19 protein-coding genes are annotated in these 20,259 nt (G+C 61.4%); 4 read left to right on the top strand and 15 right to left on the bottom strand.

The genetic code is table 11. The features are described from left to right. Positions 1-195 precede the first annotated feature (195 nt). Together PZH32_RS00145 and PZH32_RS00150 are read left to right on the top strand one after the other, a co-directional pair. Entirely contained in the window at positions 196-903 is a 708-nt protein-coding gene (locus PZH32_RS00145; protein WP_275205606.1) for a RibD family protein, read from the top strand. Between the two features lie 137 nt (positions 904-1,040). Beyond that, positions 1,041-1,826 carry a flavodoxin gene (locus tag PZH32_RS00150; RefSeq protein WP_275205607.1) on the top strand — a complete coding sequence of 262 codons (786 nt, stop codon included), beginning with the start codon at positions 1,041-1,043 and terminating at the stop codon, positions 1,824-1,826. Positions 1,827-1,940: 114 nt separating this feature from the next. On the opposite strand, the gene PZH32_RS00155 is transcribed toward PZH32_RS00150, so the two are convergent. The 6 genes from PZH32_RS00155 to PZH32_RS00180 all read right to left on the bottom strand — a co-directional run bounded on the left by PZH32_RS00155 (position 1,941) and on the right by PZH32_RS00180 (position 8,507). Continuing rightward, on the bottom strand, positions 1,941-2,834 hold the full coding sequence (locus PZH32_RS00155; protein WP_275205608.1) for an alpha/beta hydrolase: 894 nt from the start codon (positions 2,832-2,834) through the stop codon (positions 1,941-1,943). A gap of 251 nt (positions 2,835-3,085) precedes the next feature. Continuing rightward, the gene (locus PZH32_RS00160; protein WP_275205609.1) at positions 3,086-4,231 is read right to left on the bottom strand and encodes an iron-containing alcohol dehydrogenase; all 1,146 of its coding nucleotides are present in this window, start codon (positions 4,229-4,231) and stop codon (positions 3,086-3,088) included. A 55-nt stretch (positions 4,232-4,286) separates the two neighbouring features. Further along, positions 4,287-5,450, bottom strand: coding sequence for an iron-containing alcohol dehydrogenase (locus PZH32_RS00165; RefSeq protein ID WP_275205610.1), 1,164 nt, complete (start codon positions 5,448-5,450; stop codon positions 4,287-4,289). Positions 5,451-5,489: 39 nt separating this feature from the next. Next, positions 5,490-6,632: an alpha/beta hydrolase gene (locus tag PZH32_RS00170; RefSeq protein ID WP_275205611.1), complete on the bottom strand. Its 1,143-nt coding sequence runs from the start codon at positions 6,630-6,632 to the stop codon at positions 5,490-5,492. Next, positions 6,633-7,640, bottom strand: a complete 1,008-nt coding sequence (locus PZH32_RS00175; RefSeq protein ID WP_275205612.1) for an aldo/keto reductase — start codon at positions 7,638-7,640, stop codon at positions 6,633-6,635. Between the two features lie 15 nt (positions 7,641-7,655). Continuing rightward, positions 7,656-8,507, bottom strand: coding sequence for an aldo/keto reductase (locus PZH32_RS00180; RefSeq protein WP_275205613.1), 852 nt, complete (start codon positions 8,505-8,507; stop codon positions 7,656-7,658). 292 nt (positions 8,508-8,799) lie between these two features. On the opposite strand from PZH32_RS00180, the gene PZH32_RS00185 reads away from it, so the two are divergent. After that, entirely contained in the window at positions 8,800-9,696 is an 897-nt protein-coding gene (locus PZH32_RS00185) for a LysR family transcriptional regulator (protein WP_275205614.1), read from the top strand. Positions 9,697-9,748: 52 nt separating this feature from the next. On the opposite strand, the gene PZH32_RS00190 is transcribed toward PZH32_RS00185, so the two are convergent. From PZH32_RS00190 to PZH32_RS00200, 3 genes are all read right to left on the bottom strand, one after another. Then, entirely contained in the window at positions 9,749-10,030 is a 282-nt protein-coding gene (locus tag PZH32_RS00190) for a molybdopterin-binding protein (RefSeq protein ID WP_275205615.1), read from the bottom strand. 138 nt (positions 10,031-10,168) lie between these two features. Beyond that, positions 10,169-10,975, bottom strand: coding sequence for a molybdopterin-dependent oxidoreductase (locus PZH32_RS00195; RefSeq protein ID WP_275205616.1), 807 nt, complete (start codon positions 10,973-10,975; stop codon positions 10,169-10,171). Positions 10,976-10,993: 18 nt separating this feature from the next. Further along, positions 10,994-12,562, bottom strand: coding sequence for a molybdopterin-dependent oxidoreductase (locus PZH32_RS00200; RefSeq protein ID WP_275205617.1), 1,569 nt, complete (start codon positions 12,560-12,562; stop codon positions 10,994-10,996). A 236-nt stretch (positions 12,563-12,798) separates the two neighbouring features. Here PZH32_RS00200 and PZH32_RS00205 point away from each other — a divergent pair, with 236 nt between their 5' ends. Then, the gene (locus tag PZH32_RS00205; protein ID WP_275205618.1) at positions 12,799-13,707 is read left to right on the top strand and encodes a MerR family transcriptional regulator; all 909 of its coding nucleotides are present in this window, start codon (positions 12,799-12,801) and stop codon (positions 13,705-13,707) included. 100 nt (positions 13,708-13,807) lie between these two features. Here PZH32_RS00205 and ispF read toward each other — a convergent pair whose 3' ends face one another. The 6 genes from ispF to PZH32_RS00235 form a co-directional block, all read right to left on the bottom strand. Then, positions 13,808-14,296: a 2-C-methyl-D-erythritol 2,4-cyclodiphosphate synthase gene (ispF, locus tag PZH32_RS00210; RefSeq protein WP_275205619.1), complete on the bottom strand. Its 489-nt coding sequence runs from the start codon at positions 14,294-14,296 to the stop codon at positions 13,808-13,810. A gap of 23 nt (positions 14,297-14,319) precedes the next feature. Then, a complete protein-coding gene (locus PZH32_RS00215; protein WP_275205620.1) occupies positions 14,320-15,342 on the bottom strand; it encodes a tyrosine-protein phosphatase in 1,023 nt (340 codons plus the stop codon). A gap of 6 nt (positions 15,343-15,348) precedes the next feature. Further along, the gene (ispD, locus tag PZH32_RS00220; protein ID WP_275205621.1) at positions 15,349-16,191 is read right to left on the bottom strand and encodes a 2-C-methyl-D-erythritol 4-phosphate cytidylyltransferase; all 843 of its coding nucleotides are present in this window, start codon (positions 16,189-16,191) and stop codon (positions 15,349-15,351) included. A 167-nt stretch (positions 16,192-16,358) separates the two neighbouring features. Beyond that, positions 16,359-17,174 carry a molybdopterin-dependent oxidoreductase gene (locus PZH32_RS00225; RefSeq protein ID WP_275205622.1) on the bottom strand — a complete coding sequence of 272 codons (816 nt, stop codon included), beginning with the start codon at positions 17,172-17,174 and terminating at the stop codon, positions 16,359-16,361. A gap of 72 nt (positions 17,175-17,246) precedes the next feature. After that, complete coding sequence (locus PZH32_RS00230; protein WP_275205623.1) at positions 17,247-18,824, bottom strand: molybdopterin-dependent oxidoreductase; 1,578 nt, start codon at positions 18,822-18,824, stop codon at positions 17,247-17,249. A gap of 310 nt (positions 18,825-19,134) precedes the next feature. Further along, positions 19,135-20,061, bottom strand: a complete 927-nt coding sequence (locus tag PZH32_RS00235) for a LysR family transcriptional regulator (protein ID WP_275205624.1) — start codon at positions 20,059-20,061, stop codon at positions 19,135-19,137. Positions 20,062-20,259: the final 198 nt, after the last annotated feature.

Genomic DNA, 20,259 nt, shown 5'->3' on the forward strand with positions numbered 1-20,259 from the left:
GCCCAACGCGCCCCGCAGCCCCTCGACGCAGGTACAGTTTAAACCCTGGCGTTGAAACGAGCGCACTTATTGGGAGCGCCGAAAAGGCAATTCCTCGCAGCGAGATAAGCGGCATGTCCCATCATGGGATATGCCGCGCTCACAGCATGCGGCGCCTATTCGCCCTGAAGCTACCATGCAATTCAAGGAGGTCCCATGACTCGGCCCTATACCATCTGCCACCTGTTCTGCTCCCTCGATGGGAAGATTTCCGGCCCCTTCATGAGCAGCCCCGCCTCGGCTACGGGACTAGCCGCCTACGGGCAGCTGGCTAGCGATTTCCATTGCCAGGCAACGGTCTACGGCACCACCACCATGCTCGACTTCTGCCCGGGACTCTACGATGGCCCCTATGCGGAGCCGAGCAACATCGACCCAAGCGTTGCCGAAGATTTTGTGGCCGACGCCACCGCAGAAAGCTACATCGTCTCCCTTGACCGACACGGACACCTGGAATATCTCGGCCCCACTATGACGCGCCGCGGCAAGACCTCGCATCTTATTGCCGTGCTCACCCGTCGCGTCAGCGCCGACTATCTCGCCTATCTGCGCCGCACGGGCGTGTCCTACCTCTTCGCCGGTGAAAGCGATATCGACTGCGCCGTGCTTCTCGATAAGCTCGCGCGCCTTTTCGGCATCGATCGTGTGCTGGTAGCCGGCGGAGGGCGCATCGACTGGAGCTTTCTGGAGGCTGGTTGCCTTGACGAGGTGAGCCTGGTAGTGGCGCCGGTGGTCGACGGCACACCGGAGGCCGCCACCGTTTTCGAGCGTATGGGCGCCTCTTCAAGCGCCGCCGTGCCGCTCAAGCTCGCCTCTACTGAGGACCTTGGGGAAGGAACGCTCTGGCTGCGCTACCGGGTTTAACCAGAACGTTAACGCTCAAACCCAGACGTTCAAACTGGTGAACGAGGCGGAACTTCTTTATTGACAGGTCGTTCACCAGGATGGAAGAGCCGGGTTATTGGCATTTTGCAAGCAAACTACTCTCGAGGAGCTGCCCCATGAGCAAAAAGACTTTCCTGAGCCGCCGTCGCTTTGTGAAAACGACCGGCGTATTCTGCGCGAGCCTGGCCGGCGCTGGAGCCCTCAGCGCCTGCGCCTCGGAAGCCGCCGTCGAACCCGCGCCAGAGCCCAAGACCCAGACGGATCCCGAGCCGGCATCGTCGCCCGAGGCTGCCCCGGAACCCGAAGCCACGCCAGAGACCGACTCCGAACCGACGACCGCAGGCGAAAGCGTTCTGGTGGCCTACTTCTCCTACCCCGAAACCACCGCTTCGTCCGATCCGAACAACCTCACCGAGGAAGAGGAGAACAGCGCCGTCGTGGTCGATGGCCAGATCAAGGGCAACAACGAGTTTATGGCCGATATCATTGCGCGCGAAACAGGCGCCGACACTTTCCGTATCCTCACCACTCGCTCCTACCCCACCGACCATGAGGGCCTTATCGCCCAGGCTCAAGACGAGATCAATGCCGGCGACCGCCCCGATCTGGCCGAGACCATTCCCGATCTGTCGCAGTACGACACCGTGTTCATCGGCTATCCCATCTGGTGGGCCGAGCTGCCGCCCATCATGCACAGCTTCCTAGAACAGGCCGATCTGGCGGGCAAGCAAATATACCTGTTCAACAGCCACGGCGGCAGCGGCAACGCCGGCACCAAAGAGGAGATCCAGAGCATTCTTTCGGACGCCACTGTTTCCGACGATAACTTCGTGGTGTCGCGCGACAGCGTCGCCAACAGCGAGCAAGACCTCGTCGACTGGGTGCACGGTCTGGGATTCTAGACGGCCGCCCGCATCTACCGCACTCCGCACCAAAGCCCTCCGCATCCTGTCCGCGGAGGGCTTTGCTGGTTTGCAGCGCAGAGAAGCAGGCGGTTCGTCTACACCCCACACCTTCTAATGCCACAGGAACGCAAGGGCGTTGTAGATGTAGCGGTTGGCGGCGTAGCCGTCGTGGCGTTCGCCTTCGCCAACGCGAAAGATGAGGTTGGTACCCGGCTCGCCGTCACCGGCCTGGAACATCGGATTGTCAGCCATGTCGCTCATCAGCGCACTGAAGGCGCTGCCGTTGAAGTCCTCGGTGCCCGTAGCGCCCATGATGAGGAAATCCTCAGCACCGAAACCCTGACGTTCAACGGCATTCGCCCAATAGGCACCCGAGCCAGCGTTGCCACTCGAGGGGGCGAAGTAACGGAAGTAAGCCAGGCAGTTCTCGAAGACGTGCCAGGTGGTGACCGACCCCATCGAGAAGCCCATGAAGGCGCGGTGATCGCGGGAGGCGGCCAATCCCTCAGGCGTTACCGCGTCAGCGTACGTTGAGTAGGCCGTCTCCACCGCCGGCATCAAATCGTTCACTAGTTCGTTGGGATAGCGCGCCGTCAGCTCAAGAGCCAACGCATAATCGCCGGAGTCCTCGTCGCTGGTGTTGTTGTAGGTGGGGCACACAATGAGGCACGGCTCGATGACCCCCTCGGCCATGGCGTGGTCAAGCTGGTTTTTGAATTGGCTCGGCGCCTCGGGCGTGCCCAAATAGGTAGTCTGATCGGACCAACCGCCGTGCATGAGGTACACAATGTTGTAACGCTTGGACGCATCGTAGCCATAGGGCACGTACACCATGGCGTTTTTCGCCAAAGGCTGTGCCTGATCCTCGTAGGAAAAGGCCTCGAAGGTATCGTACGCGAAGCGCTCGACACGGCCCGCTTGGTCACAGGGCTCGCTATAGGATGCGGGAATGGTCATGAGCTCGGCGGGGAACAGCATCTCGGACGCTTCACTTTGCTCGTTCACCGGCGCCTCCTGGCGTTCCTCTCGTTCAGCCTCCGAAGAGGAGGTCGGACTCTCCGCTCCGCTGTCTCCCGCGCTGCGGGAGGGCGCAGCAGGGACGGGATCCTCCGTCGCCGAACCTACTGCCCCCTGCGGGCCGTCCGGCTGCGCCGCGCAGCCCAAAGAGGCTACGGCCAGCGTAGACGCAACCATCAAAGCAGCCACGTCGAACGCAAGCGCTATCCACCCTCCCGTTTTCAAAGCCATAGCGCCCCCTACTCAAGACCTGGGTAGGCCTCGCTCCCGCAGGCCACAACCATGGCGTAGTACTCCTGCGCGGTAAATTCCTTGCTGCTCACACGATGGGTGGCAGCTTCGACTTCGTCGAAGGAGGGCATGGGGCCATAAGCGTCGAGCGTTGTGGGCAAGCCGCCGACACGCACAATATCCATGAGCCGCTCGTAGGCGAACCGCACGGTGGCGTCCGTGTCGTCGGCCACTGGTGCTCCCAGCACCTCCTCAGCGAAGCGGCATACCGCCTCAGGATGGTGGCGCGCGGCAAACACCAGCCACCGCGGCAGAATCATGGCCAGGTTCTCGCGATACACGGTACCCAGCGTGAAACGCAGCAGACCCGCCGCCGAGAAGATGCTGTAGGTCCAGCGCTCCTCCATGGAAAGCCCCAGCATGCCGCTCGTCTCCACGAAGCTGGCCCACAGCATCGTGGTGCGAGCATCGTAATTCTCGGGATCGTCGCGCAGTACGTCGAGTGCCGCCACCACCGCCCTCAACGAGGCCGCGGTGAATCCGCGCGAAATAGGGTTCGTATCGGTGAAATAGCGGTAGCCCGTCTGGGCAAGCATTACCATCGTGGAAAACGCCGTGTTGCGGGCATCCAGCGAATAGGTGAACGGAGGGTACAGCAGCGCATAGTCGGCGAAAACACCGTGAATGCCGCCGGCATAGCCCATGATATCGCTCGTGCCATTGGCCTCCGATCCCGTCGACGGATAGGTAGGAACAAGCACCAGCGGCAGCTTCTCATCATTGCGCTGGGGCTTCTCGCCCTTAAGATAGGCGTCATAGTCCTCGTGTACCGCACAGAAGGCAACGGCCTTGGCGGTGTCCATGGCTGATGCGCCGCCCAAGCCCACCACCAGGGTGGCCTCGCTCTGGCGTGCACGCTCCACACCTTCGGCGATGGCCTCGTAGGTGCACTGGGTCACCCCCTCGTACAGCACCACCGAGCCGCCAGCCTCGCGTATCCGAACGCCCACATGTTCAAGCGAGCCATTGCCTCGCGCCGAGGCGCCTCCGCACACCAGCAGCACCGTCTGACCGGCTGCCACCTCGGACAATTTCTCCAGGGCGCTCTCGCCCATAAGAGCCGTCACCGGGTTATGAAAACTAAAGTCGTTCACCAGCGTCCTTTCCTCAGCAGCTTGTCAGCGAATACCGCATTTCCCCTGGAGCGCCTTATCGGCACTCGACGAGGATCTCGAAGATCTCATCGGGCGTCAGCTTCTTAGCGCAGCCAGCGGTAAGCACGGCGGTATCGGCCACCGCGCGCAGCGTCCCATCGCTGGCATCGCTCTCAAATTCGGCGAAGGTGGTGGGCATCCCCATCTCCTTGATGAAGGCGGCCAAAGCGTCGATGCCCTCCAGGGCCACTGCCAGGTCATCCTTGCCTGCGGGATCGACGCCCCACACTTCCACAGCCCAGCGAGCGAACTGCTCAGGAGCCGCTGGAGCCAGATGGCGATACAGATGCGGATGAATGATGCCCAGACCAAGGCCATGGTTGGTATGGGTATAGGCGCCGTACTGATGCTGGATCATATGGCATTGGAAGTCGCCCACCTTGCCAATCTTGAGCACACCGTTCTCGCCCATGGCCGAGTCGTAGACCAGCTCGCTGCGAGCATGCAGGTCATTCTCGTCCGCGGCCACGGCGCGCATGTTGCGAATAATGTTGCGCTGGACGGCGAAGTTGATGTCGTCGGAGACGCAGCGCTCGCGGGGCGTGCCGAAGTAGGTTTCCATGCAGTGGGACAGCGAATCGAAGGCGCCGCTCATGAATTGCGCCGACGGCACAGTCAGCGTATAAGCGGGATCGAGGGCAGCCCAAGCCGGCAGTGCACCGATAAACGGGCCCTTCACCTTGCGCACTTCGTCAGTAATGACGCCGCCGTTGTTCTGCTCGGCGCCCGTGCCGGAAAGCGTAACCACGCAGGCCAGCGGAATGAACTCAGTGGGCATCTTTCCCTGTTCGTGCTCGTACTCGTGAATATCCTCGTCGAGCTTGGCCTGAGCGGACACAATCTTGCAGCAGTCGAACACCGAGCCACCGCCGACGGCAAGAATAGCGTCGACCTCATGCTCGCGGGCGATCTTGGCCCCCTCCTGCACCTTCTCGTAGGTGGGATTGGGCATGATGCCCGCAAACTCGACAATCTCCTTGCCAGCCTCCGTCAGCAAGCGCACCACTTCGTCATACAAACCGGTGCGTTTGATAGACCCGCCGCCATAGGCCAACATGACTTTGGCACCCATAAAGGGCAGCTCAGCAGCAAGCGCCTGCTCAAGAGCACCTTCGCCGAAGTAGTTCTTTACGGGGTACTGATAGATGAACGATTCCATGCCTTCTCCTGTCCGAAGTTTTCTTGCTTACCTGAGCATTTATTTGCCCGAGCGATGCTCGAGCCAAAAATCGAGGGCGCCGCGCATCCAGCCCTCCGCGGCCGTGCCTTCCCCGGTGCCAAACCCGTGGGAGAGACCGGGGTACACAACGATATCGGCTGCCACACCAGCCTGCTGCAGCCCACGGATGCGGCGCTCCATAACGCTTGCGTTGGCAATGCCGTCGCGGTCGCCCACCACGGCATAGGTAGCCGGATCGCTGGCGGTGTACTCGCTTTGGCCGGTGTAGGCCATAATGACCGCAGCGGGGCGCGGAAGCTCGGCTCCGCCAAATGCCGCCGGCCCATAGGACCCGATGGCGGCCGCCATGCGGGCACCGGCGGAAGACCCCCAGAGCGAGTAGCCCTGGGTGCTGACTTCAAGCTCGTCGGCATGACGGAAAATAAACGTAATAGCCTGCGCCAAGTCTTCCACGGCCATCTGGCCCGACCCCTCGCGATAGGAGAGCGAGAACGCGTTGATGCCCTGCTCGCTGAGCCACTGGGCATGGGGAATGCCCTCGTGAAGCGAGCCGACATAGCTGAAGCCGCCCCCGGGGTTCACTATGGCAAAGGGGGCACCGGGCTCACCGCGGAAGAAGTACAGCACCGCATCGGCTTTGTCGGGGTCGGCGGCCATGGCGGCATCGCTGTACACAGGAAAAGCCACCGTGCGTCCCTCGGAGGCATCGGCGATAAGGCGGTTGAGCGCCGCCTCGGCTTGCTGAGGCCGGACATCGGAGTGGTAAGGCAGAAGTGCGCTCTCGTTGCGCAAATCATAGCCTTCCTCGCGGGCACCATGCCAAGGCAAGAGCCCATAGCCGTAGCCATCGAAGGCGGGGTTCATCGCAATATCCGTCAACAGCGTATCTTGCGTTACGACCATAAGGGTCTCATCTTCTTTCTTGCGGGGCGCGGCAGGTGCGGAGGCATCCGAAGCGCCCTCTTCTGCATCATCGGCTGCGCGCGAGTCCCCATCAGAGGCCGTCGAGTCGGCGCCTCCTGCTCCCTCAAGCTGTGTCACCGATTCCGATAGCGACAGAGCGCCGTCCCCTTCCGGAGACGACGGGGCACACCCGAAAAGACCCACGGCAAGCACCACCGCAACGGCCCCCGCGAGCCCTATCGTCTTCACGCGCACCATCTATGAGGCCTTTTTCACCGCGGAGCCGCCGAAGACCGACGACATGGTCATACCGTTCAGCGCCTCATCGATGGCAGCCACTTCGGCGGCGGTCAACTCGATAGAGGCTGCCCCCAAGTTCTCACGCAAACGGGCCACCTTGCGAGTTCCGGGGATAGGTACGATCCAGGGCTTCTTGCAGATCATCCAAGCAAGGGATATCTGCGACGGCGTGGCGTCGTGGACAGCGGCCACTTCCTCCACCAAGGCAAGCAGCCTCTCGTTCTGAGCCAACGCCTCAGGGGCAAACTGCGGCATCACGGTGCGGTAGTCGCTGCCATCTTGGGAGAACGAGGAGGTGTCGCGATAGGCGCCCGAAAGCAGGCCGTTGGCTAAGGGGCTGAAGGCCACCAGGCCAACACCCAGCTCCTCCAGCGTGGGGAAAAGGCTCTCATACCAGCGGGCCATCATGGAGTACCGGTTCTGCACCACCGCCACAGGGCAGACGGCATGGGCGCGACGGACGACGTTCTCCCCTACCTCCGACAAGCCCCAGGCACGAATCTTTCCCTCGCGGATCAGGTCGGCCATCACCTCGGCCACTACCTCCACGGGAACCCGGGGGTCCTGGCGGTGCTGGTAGTAGATATCGATGTAATCTGTGCCGAGACGCTGCAGCGAGCCATCCACTGAACGACGAATGGTTTCGGGGCGCGCATCGGGCACCAGGTCGTGGTTCACCTTGCCGTCCTCCAAATCGAAGGATAAGCCGAACTTGGTGCCAATGACCACCTGGTCACGATAAGGCGCCAGGGCCTTTCCCACCAGCACTTCATTCTCATGAGGCGCCTCGGAGGTTCCGTAGCACTCCGCCGTGTCGAAAAAGGTGCAGCCCAGCTCCACCGCCTTGCGAATAAGCGCCACGCCTTCCGCTTCGGCCACGGGCTGGCCATAGGCATGGGAGAGCCCCATGCAGCCAAGCCCCACGGCCGACACCGACAAGCCCTGGCCCAACTCCTGCTGCTTCATAGTTGCGCCCACAGCCTAAACGTTGCGTACCAGGTTGACCAGGCGCTCAACAGCCGCCGGATCGCGATGGTCGAAGAAGCTGCTCTGATTTTCGTCGAGCGCGCGAATAGCAGCCATGTCGTCGGCAGACAGCTCGAAATCGAACACATCGAAGTTCTGGGCCATGCGCTCCTTCGACACGGACTTCGGAATGCACACGATACCGCGCTGCAAAAGCCAGCGCAGCACTACCTGGGCCACCGATTTACCGTACTTCTGGCCAATGGCGGCCAGCACGGGGTTGTGGAACAAGTCGTTGTGGCCTTCGGCGAAGGGCGCCCAGCCCTCCATCTGCACACCCTTGGACTCCATGAACTGCTGCGCCTCCCACTGCTGGAAGAACACGTTGGCCTCTACCTGATTCACTGCGGGTGTGACCTCGTTAAAAGCGATGAGGTCCGCCAGGCGATCGGGATAGAAGTTCGCCACGCCAATGGCGCGCACCACGCCTTCCTGGTAGAGCTCCTCCATGGCCCGCCAAGCGCCATACACGTCGCCCAGGGGCTGGTGGATAAGATACAGATCGATGTAGTCGAGGCCCAGGCGCTCAAGCGACTTCGCGAACCCGCGCTTAGCGCCCTCGTAGCTGGCATCGGTAATCCACAGTTTCGTAGTGACGAACAGTTCGTCGCGCGGCACACCGCAGCTGGCAAGCGCTCGACCGACAGCCTCCTCGTTGCCGTAGGAAGCGGCCGTATCGAAGGAACGGTAGCCTACCTCAACCGCGTCGCGCACCGCCTGCTCGCACTCTGCCGGGTCGGTGATCTGGAACACGCCGAAGCCCAGCTGGGGCATCGTCACGCCGTTGTTCAAAGTTACAAAGTCCATCGGGATTCCTTTCCGCACATATCCACTGAGCGCCCCGTCTTCTTAATGAGTGGGGGGGTGGGGCGCCTCCCGGCGGGTTCGGGCAGCCGGGAGGCGCACACTGCGTCCAGGGGAGGGACGCAGCTCCCACTGACCATAATGGCTTCGCCACCCCTCGCAAGGAAGTCTCGATTCGTTACCGAGTTTGAACCTTGAGGTTATAGAAAACCCGTATACAATAAGAGAAACCCCTGGCAGGGGGCTTGGCGCTCGAAATGTTCGATGTTTCATTCGCGAAGCGAAAGGGCACCCCATGTACAACCATCAGCTTGACACGTTTCTCAAAGTGGCCGACATGGGCAGCTTCTCGAAAGCTGCCACCGATCTGTACATCTCCCCTACCGCCGTCATCAAGCAAATGAACCTGCTGGAGGCCAATCTGGGCGTCATGTTGTTCAATCGAACGCACCGCGGCCTGTCCCTTACCGCAGCGGGTCAGTCGCTCTACGACGACGCGCGCCACATCATCCAGTTTTGCGGTGAAGCGGCCGAGCGAGCCCGTCAAGCCGATGCCGCCACGCGCCACGTCATCCGCGTCGGATCTTCGCCCATGACACCGAGCACGTTTCTGACAGCCCTCTGGCCCCGCGTGCTCAAAAAGTGCCCGGGCGCCACCATCAAGCTCGTCACCTTCGAGAACACCCCGGAAAACGCCCGGCGCATCCTGGCAAACTTAGGCGAGGACATCGACATCGTCGCCGGCGCCTACGACGAAGCGTTCCTCCAAAGTCGAGGCTGCGCCGCCCTGGAGCTTTCCCGAGAGCCGCTACGGGCCATCATGTCCGCCGCGCATCCCCTGGCTGCCAAAGAGTCGCTGGCCCTCGACGATCTGAAGGGGCAGAAGCTCCTGGTCATCCAGCGCGGCTGGAACCGTGAGACAGACCAACTCATCGATGAAGTGCGAGCGAGCGATCAGGCCATTGAGATAGAGGAATTTCCCTTCATCAACCTGGACATTCTAAATCGCTGCGAGGAGAGCAGCGAGATTCTTGTGGGCATTGACCCGTGGCAAGATGCGCATCCGCTTATGGTGTCCAAGCCCGTGGCCTGGGACTACGCCCTTCCCTTCGGCATCCTGCATGCCCCGCAGCCCTCGGCCCACGTGCAAGAGCTGCTCCAGGCCGTGGAGCAGGTGACGACGGCCTCCTAGGCATCCAGCGGTCACCGAGGGCCTCACGGAGGCCACTCAGGCCCTGCTGCCCCTAGGGCTCGACGTGCAGTTCCGCAAAGGCCGACTCAGGGCTTACGTCACCCCTATCGTTAACCGAGCGAATACGCAGCACGTAATTGCCAGGCTGCTCGGGCGTGTAGTCGAAGGTCCAGGTAAGATTCTGATAATCGTTGGTACCCGGCGTCTCATAGGTTGTCCAGTGCTCACCGTCATCCAAGGAAAACTGAATAGCGGTAATGGCATGGCCGAAGTCGTAGGCCGTGCCCTTGAAGCGAACCGGTACACCCACGTGACCCTCAGTGCGGGGGATCATCGGCGTGCTCCTTTCGTGAAAAGGCCCGCGCCCCATCATAGCAGGAGCACGGACCGTTCGTGTTACCTCGCGTCAAAAGGCGCCCGTCCGGAAGCAGCGGAGGGAGGGAGGTAGCCCCCGAAACGGGCGCCCCGTTCCCTAGGCGACGTCGCCGCCAAAGAAAACACCGATATTGGGAAGGTTGGCATAGGTGTCGCCCGCCTCCTCGGAACCTGGCGCCGGAGGCGGCGTCTGGCGCGTCTCAGCCGTAATTGAGACGATGTTCTTGGCGAAATAACGCGCCGAAGTGGAACCGAGCCACAACTGGTTGGCGCCGCCCACCGTCTGCACGAGGGGGCTGTCGTTCACGGCAAACACCACCGGGCAGTAATGCTGGGTAAGGTAACGCAAGGGAAGCGCCACTTCATAGCCGTCGGCCGACCGAAACACCACGGTGTTCGCCGTCTCGGACACGCCGGCCATCTCCAGCAAATGAGCCACGGCCACACCGGTAACCTCGGCATTGACGCTTGCTGAACCGTCGGCGGGATTGCCCGCGCAGGAGCAGCCCATGATGGACTTCTGCGCCTCGGGATCGGCTTGCAAGTCGGCCACCGTGGCCACGAACCCGTTTTCCACGTCGCCGCCCACGGCAATAGGCCACGCCTCCACATCACCGACGAAGTCGTCGCCCTCGAAGACGCCGCTGCCGCATAGGTAAGCGGCGGCCCCCATGGCTCGGGCGATAGCCTCGTTGGAACTGACAGCCGTCTGGGTGAAGGAGAAATCTCCCTGCACTGCCTCGGCCGCTGCCCGCACGGCGCTGGCGCCTTCAGTCACCTCGGCGCTCTGGGGCGCCGCCTCGGGCGCTTCCTCGGCGAAGGCGGTCACCGCGCCGGCGCCCATGGAGCCCAGCAGGATCAGCGACCCAGCCGTGCCGGCAATTTTCTTGGTCGTATCGTTCATGATCTTCCTCCTGGATCCCTAGTTGGTAGGCTGGGGCATCTCGGTCTTGGCGTTCACCATCACCTTAATGGGGGTGGGGGTCACACGACCGGTCGCATCGATGGCGCGGGCGCACAGCACATAGGCCGTATCGCCGTTCTCGGCCGCCGGGGTAAACTCGTACTGCCAGTGAATCCAGCGGTTGTTGTCGATGTTCGGCGTTTCGCAACGCTGCCACGTCTCGCCGCCGTCCATGGAAAACTCCAACGCGGTAACCGGCACATCGAAGCCATTGGCCCAGCCTTCGAAGGTGAAGGGCTGACCAGCCTGGATGACCGTACCCTCAAGCGTGTTCATAAAGCCCAGGTTCGGCTTGCCGGAGGACTGCAGCGTGCCCTCGCCGGGGAACGGCACACCCTCGGCGCCCAAAGAATGATCCTCGTCGCTGATGCGCAGCTCGGCAAAGTTCTTCGAGATATGATCAGCGCAAATGCCGCCAATCCACAGCGCGCAGGGATAGCCGTTGTTCCAGGAAAGCGGCTCGCCGTTGAACTGGTAGGCCAGCAGCGACGTGTGGCCCGGCAGCTCGTCCAGATTCACACCGCGATAGCCGGCACGCTCTCCATCGGGGGTGTACCACATGGCACCCACAGCGTCGTCGTTGATGTCCACTTTCTCCAAGAGCCATTCCAGCGGAATGCCCGTGACCTCCACCTGGGCGATGGCCTCGCCGCCCAGCGGGTTAATAGTGCACTGAGCCACCAACGGCGTGGTAACTACTACGCCGGCCTTCTCGGCCTCATCGATGAGGTCGACCAGCTTCCAGGTCTTCTCTTCGGCGACGGCGCCGGTAATGGAGATCTCCCAGGTATCGAACATCTCCTGATCGAGCGGCTTGTTATCGGCCGTATTGTCGAAGCGCATAAGGTCGTAATCGTTGCCGAGCCACTGCGCATTGGGCATCTGGTCCTGAGAAACCGTCAGGTCCTGATCGAAGGTAAAGGTGCCGTTTACGTCCTCAACTGGCGTGATGCCCTTCAGCTCGTCGTACTTCACCTGATCCCACAGGGCCAAACCGCCCTCTACCGTTGTGGAGTGACAGTTGAAGCATCCCACCTCCCCGTCGGTTTCCACATTGTGGATGGCGTGCAGCATGCCGCCCAAGTTACCCGCATAGCTGGCGCGGTTGTGGCAGTCGAGGCACTGGCTAATGGTGGGGTTGACCCCCTCCAGACCTTGACTGGGATTGTGCTGCGGATAGTAGCTGAGCATCAGCTCGTTCAAGTTGCCATGGCAGGCATAGCAGCCGCGCACATCGGCATCGAGCACCTTGACGTTGTAATCGTCGCCGGACACCGGCGTGCGCTCGATGAGCGTGCCGTTTTCCTCCTGGGTGATAACGGGCCCGTCAGGATTGTACTTTGGCGAGAACATGGCCGCCTTCGAGGTTTGCTCCGTGGCCGCGGTGGCGGACGCAGCACCCGCGCCCTCCTCCGACGTCGCCTGGGGCGATGCGTTGGGCGAACACCCAGCCGTCAGCGCGACGGCCAGCATCGTGGCCATCACCCCGGCAGCAAGAATTGCCCGTGGTTTTCGGCAGAGTTTCATCTGCTCCCCCTTTCAATGCGAAGCCCCCTTTGGGCTTCAGGAAAACGTTCGATGCGGCGTAACCCCTCGCTGATCGAACGTCGATTACCTCGCATCCTAGATGCTGCCCTAAGGGCAGATGCAACCCAAAAGTTCGCAGTTTTTTCCTGATCAAGCGGTAAAATACCAAGGGAGAGAATACAGAGGGGACCCGTCTGACGGTGCTGTATTCCTGCTGGTCATTGAGGAGGGATACTATGTCGAGAACCGCCAGTCAGCGGCATTACTTGACGTGCGGCCAAATGGCCGCCGCCAACAGCATCACCGAGAAGGCCTTGCGTTTTTATCAGAAGAAAGGACTCCTCGAGCCCGAGTTCGTCGACGAGGAAACGGGGTTTCGCTACTACAGCATTCTCCAGTCGACCACCCTGGATCTCATAACCCAGCTGCGCACCATCGGCCTGTCGCTTGATGAAATCAAAGAGATCGAGGAGGCCGGCAGCATCGGAAGGCTGCACGAGGCGCTTTTGCAGCAGCAACAACGCCTTGCCGAGCAACGCCAAGCCCTCGACTTGTCCGAGCGCTTGGTGAACGACCTGCTTTCAGACTGCGACGCGTACTTCGACACCCCGCTGTACGACCAGATTATCGTGGAGCGCCGCGGACCCCGCTACCGGCTGGAGTTCCCTCTTCCCCCTCTCGAGGAAATGGCCTGGCACCAGGAGGAGCTTTCAGGCAGCGACTTGTGGGAATGGGTGGTGCGTCACGTTAAGCAGACCATCATCGAGCGCGATTGGCCCCTCTCGCTTTTCCATGACGTCGGCTTCATTGCCCCGCGTAGCGCCTTAGACGAAGAGGATCTGTGGTCACGCTGCGCCTTTGTCGAAGTGGACGAAAGCTACGGAGACTGCTTCGTTGAGGCCGTACCATTCCCCGAGGGGCTTCATTTGGTCATGTACGTCAATCATGGGTTCGGCACGGCCGGCGAAACCCTGGACCAGGATCGCTTCCAACGTCTGCGCGACTACGCGGCGGCTAAAAACCTCGAGCTTTCCGCTGACCCCTATTGCGAAAGTCTCTGTCGCTTCGGACGCTTGTTCAATCAGACCAGCGAGACCATCAGCGCCTACTGTCTCCCCGTGCGCAAAAAGATGTCCTTAGAGTAGGACGACCGTCAACAACGCTGCTTGCGAGCGCAAGGCGCATGAAGCACCCTCGTACTTCGTGCACCCTTAAGGCAGCTGGCGTGTTTTAAGGAAAGCGGACTTATGCCCGAATCACCAGGCACGTGGCATAGGCGGTAATGCCCTCTTCGCGACCTTCGAAGCCGAGCCACTCGGTGGTGGTGGCCTTCACGCCCACGTTCTCTACCGGCAGGCCCATGGCAGCGGCCAGGTTCTGGCGCATGGCCTCGCGATGGGGCGACAGCTTGGGCACCTGGGCGGCCACCACACTGTCCACGTCGATGATCTCGAACCCCTGGGCGCGCACATAATTGGCCACTTCCGCCAGCAGCTTCAGCGAGTCGGCGTCCTTGTAGGCCGGATCGGTGTCGGGAAAGAGCTTCCCAATGTCTCCCCCGCGCACCGCCCCCAGCAACGCATCGGAGATGGCATGGGCCAGCACATCGGCGTCCGAATGGCCGAGCAGACCCTGGGTGTGCGGAATATCCACGCCGCCCAGAATAAGCTTGCGACCTTCAGCGAAGGCATGCACGTCCATGCCAAGGCCGGTACGGAGGTTGCGAATATCCATGGGAGAGATCCTTTCCGTGAAATTTAGCGCACCAGCAAAGCAAGACGTTCTACCGCCTCGCCCGTCAAGTGCAGTCCTTCGGTCGTGTAGCGCTCGAACGACCCATACCGCGCATCGATCTCATCGAAATAAGCGCGCAGGTACGCCGGCCGCGCCTCGATGAAGCTCATAAGACAGGCGTGCTCCTGGGCGGTCATGCCCGAGCCCAAGCGTTCCGCCTCTTCGGCGATAAGGTCGCGGTGGTCCTCATTGACGCGCAGGTAGTCGGCCATGATGGCGTCCTCGTCGGCCCCGGCCACCCGCAGCAGCGTGGCGCACAAAACCCCCGTGCGATCCTTCCCGTTCACGCAGTGGATCAGCGCAGGACGGCCCTCGGCGGCCAATGATCGGAGGGCCTTGCCCAGTAGCGGCTGCTCGTCGACGTAACGGCGGTAATTGCGCAGCATGCGCTCCTCGGGGGCGCCGTACTTGCCGATAACGCCGGCCACTAGGCGCTTGTCGGCATCTTTGCGGCGATGCTCGGTAGCGGGCTCCAAGGCCACGGTTTTCATACCCACAATGTAGGGCTCGGGATGAGCTGCCACTTCCGCCTGCGTGCGCAAGTCGTAAATGGTGCCGATACCCAGGGCCTGGGAAAGAAAGGAGGCCTCTTCGCCCGTAAGGCCCGTCAGCTCGCGGGAGCGGAAAATACGCGCCTCGGGAAACGAACCGCCCACCGGTCGGATGCGGGCAGCGCCAAACGCTCGGTCAAGGGGCAGCACCTCGAAGGCAAACCCCGCCACCAAGTTGGACGGCTCACCATCTTCCGTCACAGGCCGCACTTTCAGCAGATAACGCCCCGGCTGCTCGGGCGTATAGACAAACTGCCAGTTCACACCTCGCGATTTATCGACGGCCGCCGTTGGGTAGGCCGTCCAGGACGCACCGTCGTCCAGAGAAAACTCCATGGCGCAGATAGCGCGGTCGAAATCGTCCACGTAGCCAGAGAACTCGATGGGACGCCCTGCGTAGTAGGGCGGTTTCGTGCGCGGAGCGACGGCAGCCACGGCGTCCTACCGGTGCTCGGAGTTCAGCAGCATGGTGCGCACGGCGCTGGCCAGAAGCACGTAGTCCTCCGGCACCGTGAGCTTTATGTTGTCGCGCTTGCCCTCCACAATGAGCACCTTGCCGCCCAGCCGCTCGATCAGCGACGAGTCGTCGGTGCCCACGAAGCCATCGGACAGGGCCGAGGCATGGGCGCGGCGATAAATGCCCGCGCGAAACACCTGGGGCGTCTGGGCGTTCCAGAACACGCTGCGGTCGGGCGTGCCCACAATCACGCCGTCCTCCACCACCTTGAGGGTATCCACCGCCGGGTGGGCCACCACGGCGCCGTCGGCATCGAAGTTGCCCTTCACGGTATTGATGGTGTGGGCAATAAGATCGGGCGACACCAGCGGGCGAGCGCCGTCGTGCAGCACCACGTACTCGTACTCGTCCCCTACCATTTCCAGGCCCGAGAACGCCGACTCCTGGCGAATGGAACCCGAAGGAGCCAGCACCACCGGCGTGACGAAGGGGAACGGATCGATGGCGCGCGACAGGTACTCGGTCATGCGCTCCTCGGGGCACACGATAACGATGAGCCCCACATCGCCCACGGCGTCGAAGGCCTCGGCCGACCAGGTGAGGATGGGCTTGCCGGCAATTTCCACCAGCTGCTTGCCGCCCTCCTTGCCAAAGCGCTCCCCGGTGCCGCCCGCCAGAATAATGGCCGCGGTCTGCGGGTTCTTGTCCACCTTGCCCTGCAGTTGCAGCAGCGGCGAGTCGAGCACGCTGAAGTCGAGGTCGTCCATGACGAAGGACGGCTCGCGCAGCACCGAAGGCTCGAAAACAGGATCGATGATCTGGGGCATAGGGTCTCCCTGGGTAATGCGAAATAGAAACTGCCCTTAGTATAATGCACCGCTCCCCCGCACGGGCGCATAGGCAGGCAGCAAGTCCGAAAGAAACAGCCCTCCGCCGGGGAAAGCGGAGGGCCGAGGAGGGGGGGTGTCGACTGCTTTTCGTCGCTCGGTTTTGCTTAGGCTACTTCCCCACCAAGCAAAACGCCGACATTCGGGAGATTCTGGTAGGCCTCGCGCGCCTCGTCGCTTGACGGAGCCGGCGGGGGCGTCTGGCGCTCCTCCAGCGTGATGCTCACGACGTCGCGGGCAAAATAGTTCGCCGAGGTGGCACCGAGCCACAACTGGTTCGCTCCCCCGATAACTTCCGAGATGGGGGCGCCGTTGATGTCGAACACCAGGGGGCAGTAGCGTTCGGTTACGTACCAGAGCGGCAAGGCAACCTGATAGCCATCGGCCGAGGTGAACACGATGGTGTTTGCCTCGGGGGCCACCTGGGCCTCTTCCAAAATGACCGCCATGGGCAAGCCCGTGACCTCCGCATTGCCGGCGTCACGACCATCGGCCGGATTCCCCATGCAGGAGCAGGCCATGGTCATCTTCTTGACCGCATCCGACGAAGCCATATCCTCAAACGTCATCACCTGAGGATTCTCGACCTTGCCGGTAATGGCAATCTCCCAGTCGCCCGCAAGAGCGGAATCGTCCTCGGCAACTTTGGCATGGCTGCCGCAAAGGAACTGGGCGGCCTTCGCCATGTTGGCAAAGGTATCGTTGGGCGAAAGCTCGTTCTGCACGAAGGAAAAAGCACCGGGAACGGTTTCAAGGGTGACAATATCGGTCTTGTAATACGTCGCATCATGGGCTTCAGCCACAGTGGGCGCCGCCACGCCATCGTCGCCGGGCATAGCAGCCACGGCAATACCGCTTGCCATACCGCTCAAGGCCAGCGCCGAGGTGGTGCCCAGAAGAATCGTCTTCTTAAGTGTGCTCATATTTGCACCTCTCTTTCTGAGAGCGGCCGGCGCCATGGCTGCGCCGACCGCGGCACAAGGGACGGGTCGACGCTATTTGGCGACAACCATAACTTGATCAGGGGTAAAGGACTTGCCGCCTGCAGCGGTCTCACCGCGCACCTGCAGCACATAGGCACCCGGCTCTTCGGGGGTGAAGGCGAAGTTCCACCACACCCAGCAACGGGCATTCGTGTCCGGGGTCTCGCAGCGCGTCCACGTCTCGCCGCCATCGGCAGAGAACTCCAGGGCGCTCACGTTGTAGTTCAGACCTTCCGCAAAGCCTTCGAACGTAAACGGCTCGCCGGCTTTGATGACCTGACCCTCGTGGATATTGCAGAACGCAACGTTGGGCTTCAGACGACCGACGGGATCGGCCTCATTGGCCCAGCGGGACGGCACAGCAGCCTCTTCCTCGGGCAGCGTCTCGAAGACGATGTCGGAAATGGAACGGCGGGACAGCGATGCCTTATGGTCGGGCATCCAGATACGGATCGGATAACCGTCGATGCGGGTGAGGGGCTTTCCGTTTACCTGGTAGACCAGCCACGTCTGATCGATGACTTCGTCGTTGTAGGGCTGCGGGTCGGAACCGTCAGAGGAAGCCGGCGTAAAGGCATTGACGCCCTCATGGACACCGGCGCGGTCGATGATCCAGCGCAGCGGAACACCGGTAACCTCTACCTGAGCCAGCAGCTCACCGGAGGGAATGTTCTCGAAGCACTGCATGGCGCTCACGAAGGTCTCCGAGGGGCCCTCGTCGATGATCTCCTGCACGGAAATGCTGAAGGGATTGTCCACATCGCCGGAAACATTGATCATCCACTCACTGTAGTCCTGGTCAGTGAAGACCTTCTCGGGACCAACCGTGTAGTCGTCGGGACCGCCGCCCCAGGGATAGGTAAAGCCCACGCTATCGCCCTGGATGTGGTCCTGGTTGAAGCTGAAATCACCCTGTACGTTCTCAACCTTGTTGATGCCCGTCAAGATGTTGTACTTCTCCACGTCCCACACCTTAAGCTGACCATCGGCGCCGGACGTATGACAACTCATGCAGTCGCCCTCGAAGTTCACCCGGTTGTGAATGCCATGGACCATCTGACCGAAGGCGCCATCGTAGGCGTTCTGACCGCCCGCATCGGGATTGTCGTGGCACGCGATGCAGTCCTTCACATCGACCACGGTGCCCAAACCGTTGTTGAGCTTCCAGTGCGGGTAGGACATGTGATTATCCACAACGTCGGCCAAGCCGTTCTCGTGGCACGATTCGCATCCGCGGTTGTCGGCATCGAGATACAGGGTGTTGTAGGCCGACTTCGCACCCCAATAATAGACATCGTCGGCAGAGTCTGGCGTACGCTGAATCTGCGTGCCGTCCTCAAGGGTGCGCACCTCGGGCGCCCAGTTTTCCGCCTGAGCCGCCAGCTCGTCGTACATCGTCGGAATATTCTCGTTGGTCACCGACAGGATGTTGTACGGTTTGGTCTGCAGATCAACCTGCGCGGCGGTATCAGTCGACGACCCCTCGCTGTCGCCCGATGCGGCGGGAGGCGCCGCTTGGGGCGCACAGGCCGCCAACGTCAGCACCAAGGCGCCGCAGGCAACGGTTATCCCGAGCATCTGCTTTCTCATAAGCCCTCTCCTCTCCTTTCTTCGATCACTTCTCGTGATCCTTGTCACGCCTGCTTGCCAATCAGGCCTTTATAGGCACTTTATGCGGTGCCCCAAGGAGAGGAGCAAGTTACAGATCCAACAGGTTATTTCCCTTATTGACATGGGGTTACACCGTTTTTTCCGATCCGCGCCCAACGACGTCTAAAAGTCAAGCGATCTGCCATGCAAAGAACGTTGGCAACAACGTTTTTCGAGCTGCCCTTAGGACAGGTCGAAATCCTCTGCAAAAAGCCAATGACGATCAGTGCCTGGAAAAGGGCGAGTTCAATCACCCCTCCGCTGCGTCGGAACGAGCATGAAGGGCGAGGTACTGGGCAATTTCCGTAGCAAGATCGTCGGTGTGCACGCACCACAGCTGAAGCTGAGAGCCCGCGCCGCGCACCGGCACCGCGCGCTCCCCGGGAAGAAGGTTGTCGAAGGACATGGTCATATTGCTCATGAAACGGGGCAACTCCGAGCTGCGGGCCAGACCCAAGAGCGTCGCCCTGTCTTCTTGGACGAGCAAGCGAAGGTTCGGCGCCTCCCGACGCACCATGTCGAGCCAGTCTCCCACATGATCTTGGATCAGGAAACTTTGGCTTCCCAGCTCTTCAAGCGTCACCTCTTCGGCATCGTGCAAAGGATGCGAAGCGGGAAAGACCGCGAACAGCTGCTCCACCACCCATTTGTAGCACGTCAGATTCCCTCCTTGCAGGGGCTCTGCCATAAAGGCCACCTGCAAGTCCCCCGCTTCGATGCCCTTCTTGAGAAGCGTCGTGGGTACGATGGTCGACGAGAAGATGATCTCGGGAAACTCGTTGGCAAGCACCGGCAGCATGCCCCACAACGCCGGCGGTGTGCAGGCACCCACCGCGGTGACCGCGCAAGAGCTTCCTTCGGCGCGCAAGCGGCTTTCCATGTCAGCTGTGCGCTTGAGGATATCGCGCGCCATGTCCGCAGCACGCCACCCTGTCTCCGTAAGATGAAAATCGTTCTTGCGCGAACGGTCGAACAGCTGCACCCCCAAGTCGTCTTCCATGCGCTTGAGCGACCGGCTCAAGGCCGGCTGCGTCAGGTAAAGCCGTTCCGCGGCCTCGGTTATGGTGCCGCATTCGGCAACGGCCACAAGCCGCTGCATCTGAGACGTCTCCAGCATAAGAATCCCCTCCCATGAGATGCCGCGCTGAATAATGCCCTGCTTGGACAACGTCACCATAGGCTCTCCCCTTACGGCAACTTCAAGCTACAAATTGAGGCCGTCTCGCCTTAAGAGCAGTTTTCTGCCTGGCCAGACCGAAGGGAAGCCGACAACGCAAAGCCGCTGACGGCGCACTATGCAGCGCAGTCATAACGCAATGATTTCTCGGCATTGTACAGGGATCTTTCCTGCGCTTTACCATGAGCCGCATCGAGT

It is taken from the genome of Adlercreutzia equolifaciens (assembly GCF_029076695.1).
Lineage (GTDB): Bacteria > Actinomycetota > Coriobacteriia > Coriobacteriales > Eggerthellaceae > Adlercreutzia > Adlercreutzia equolifaciens_A.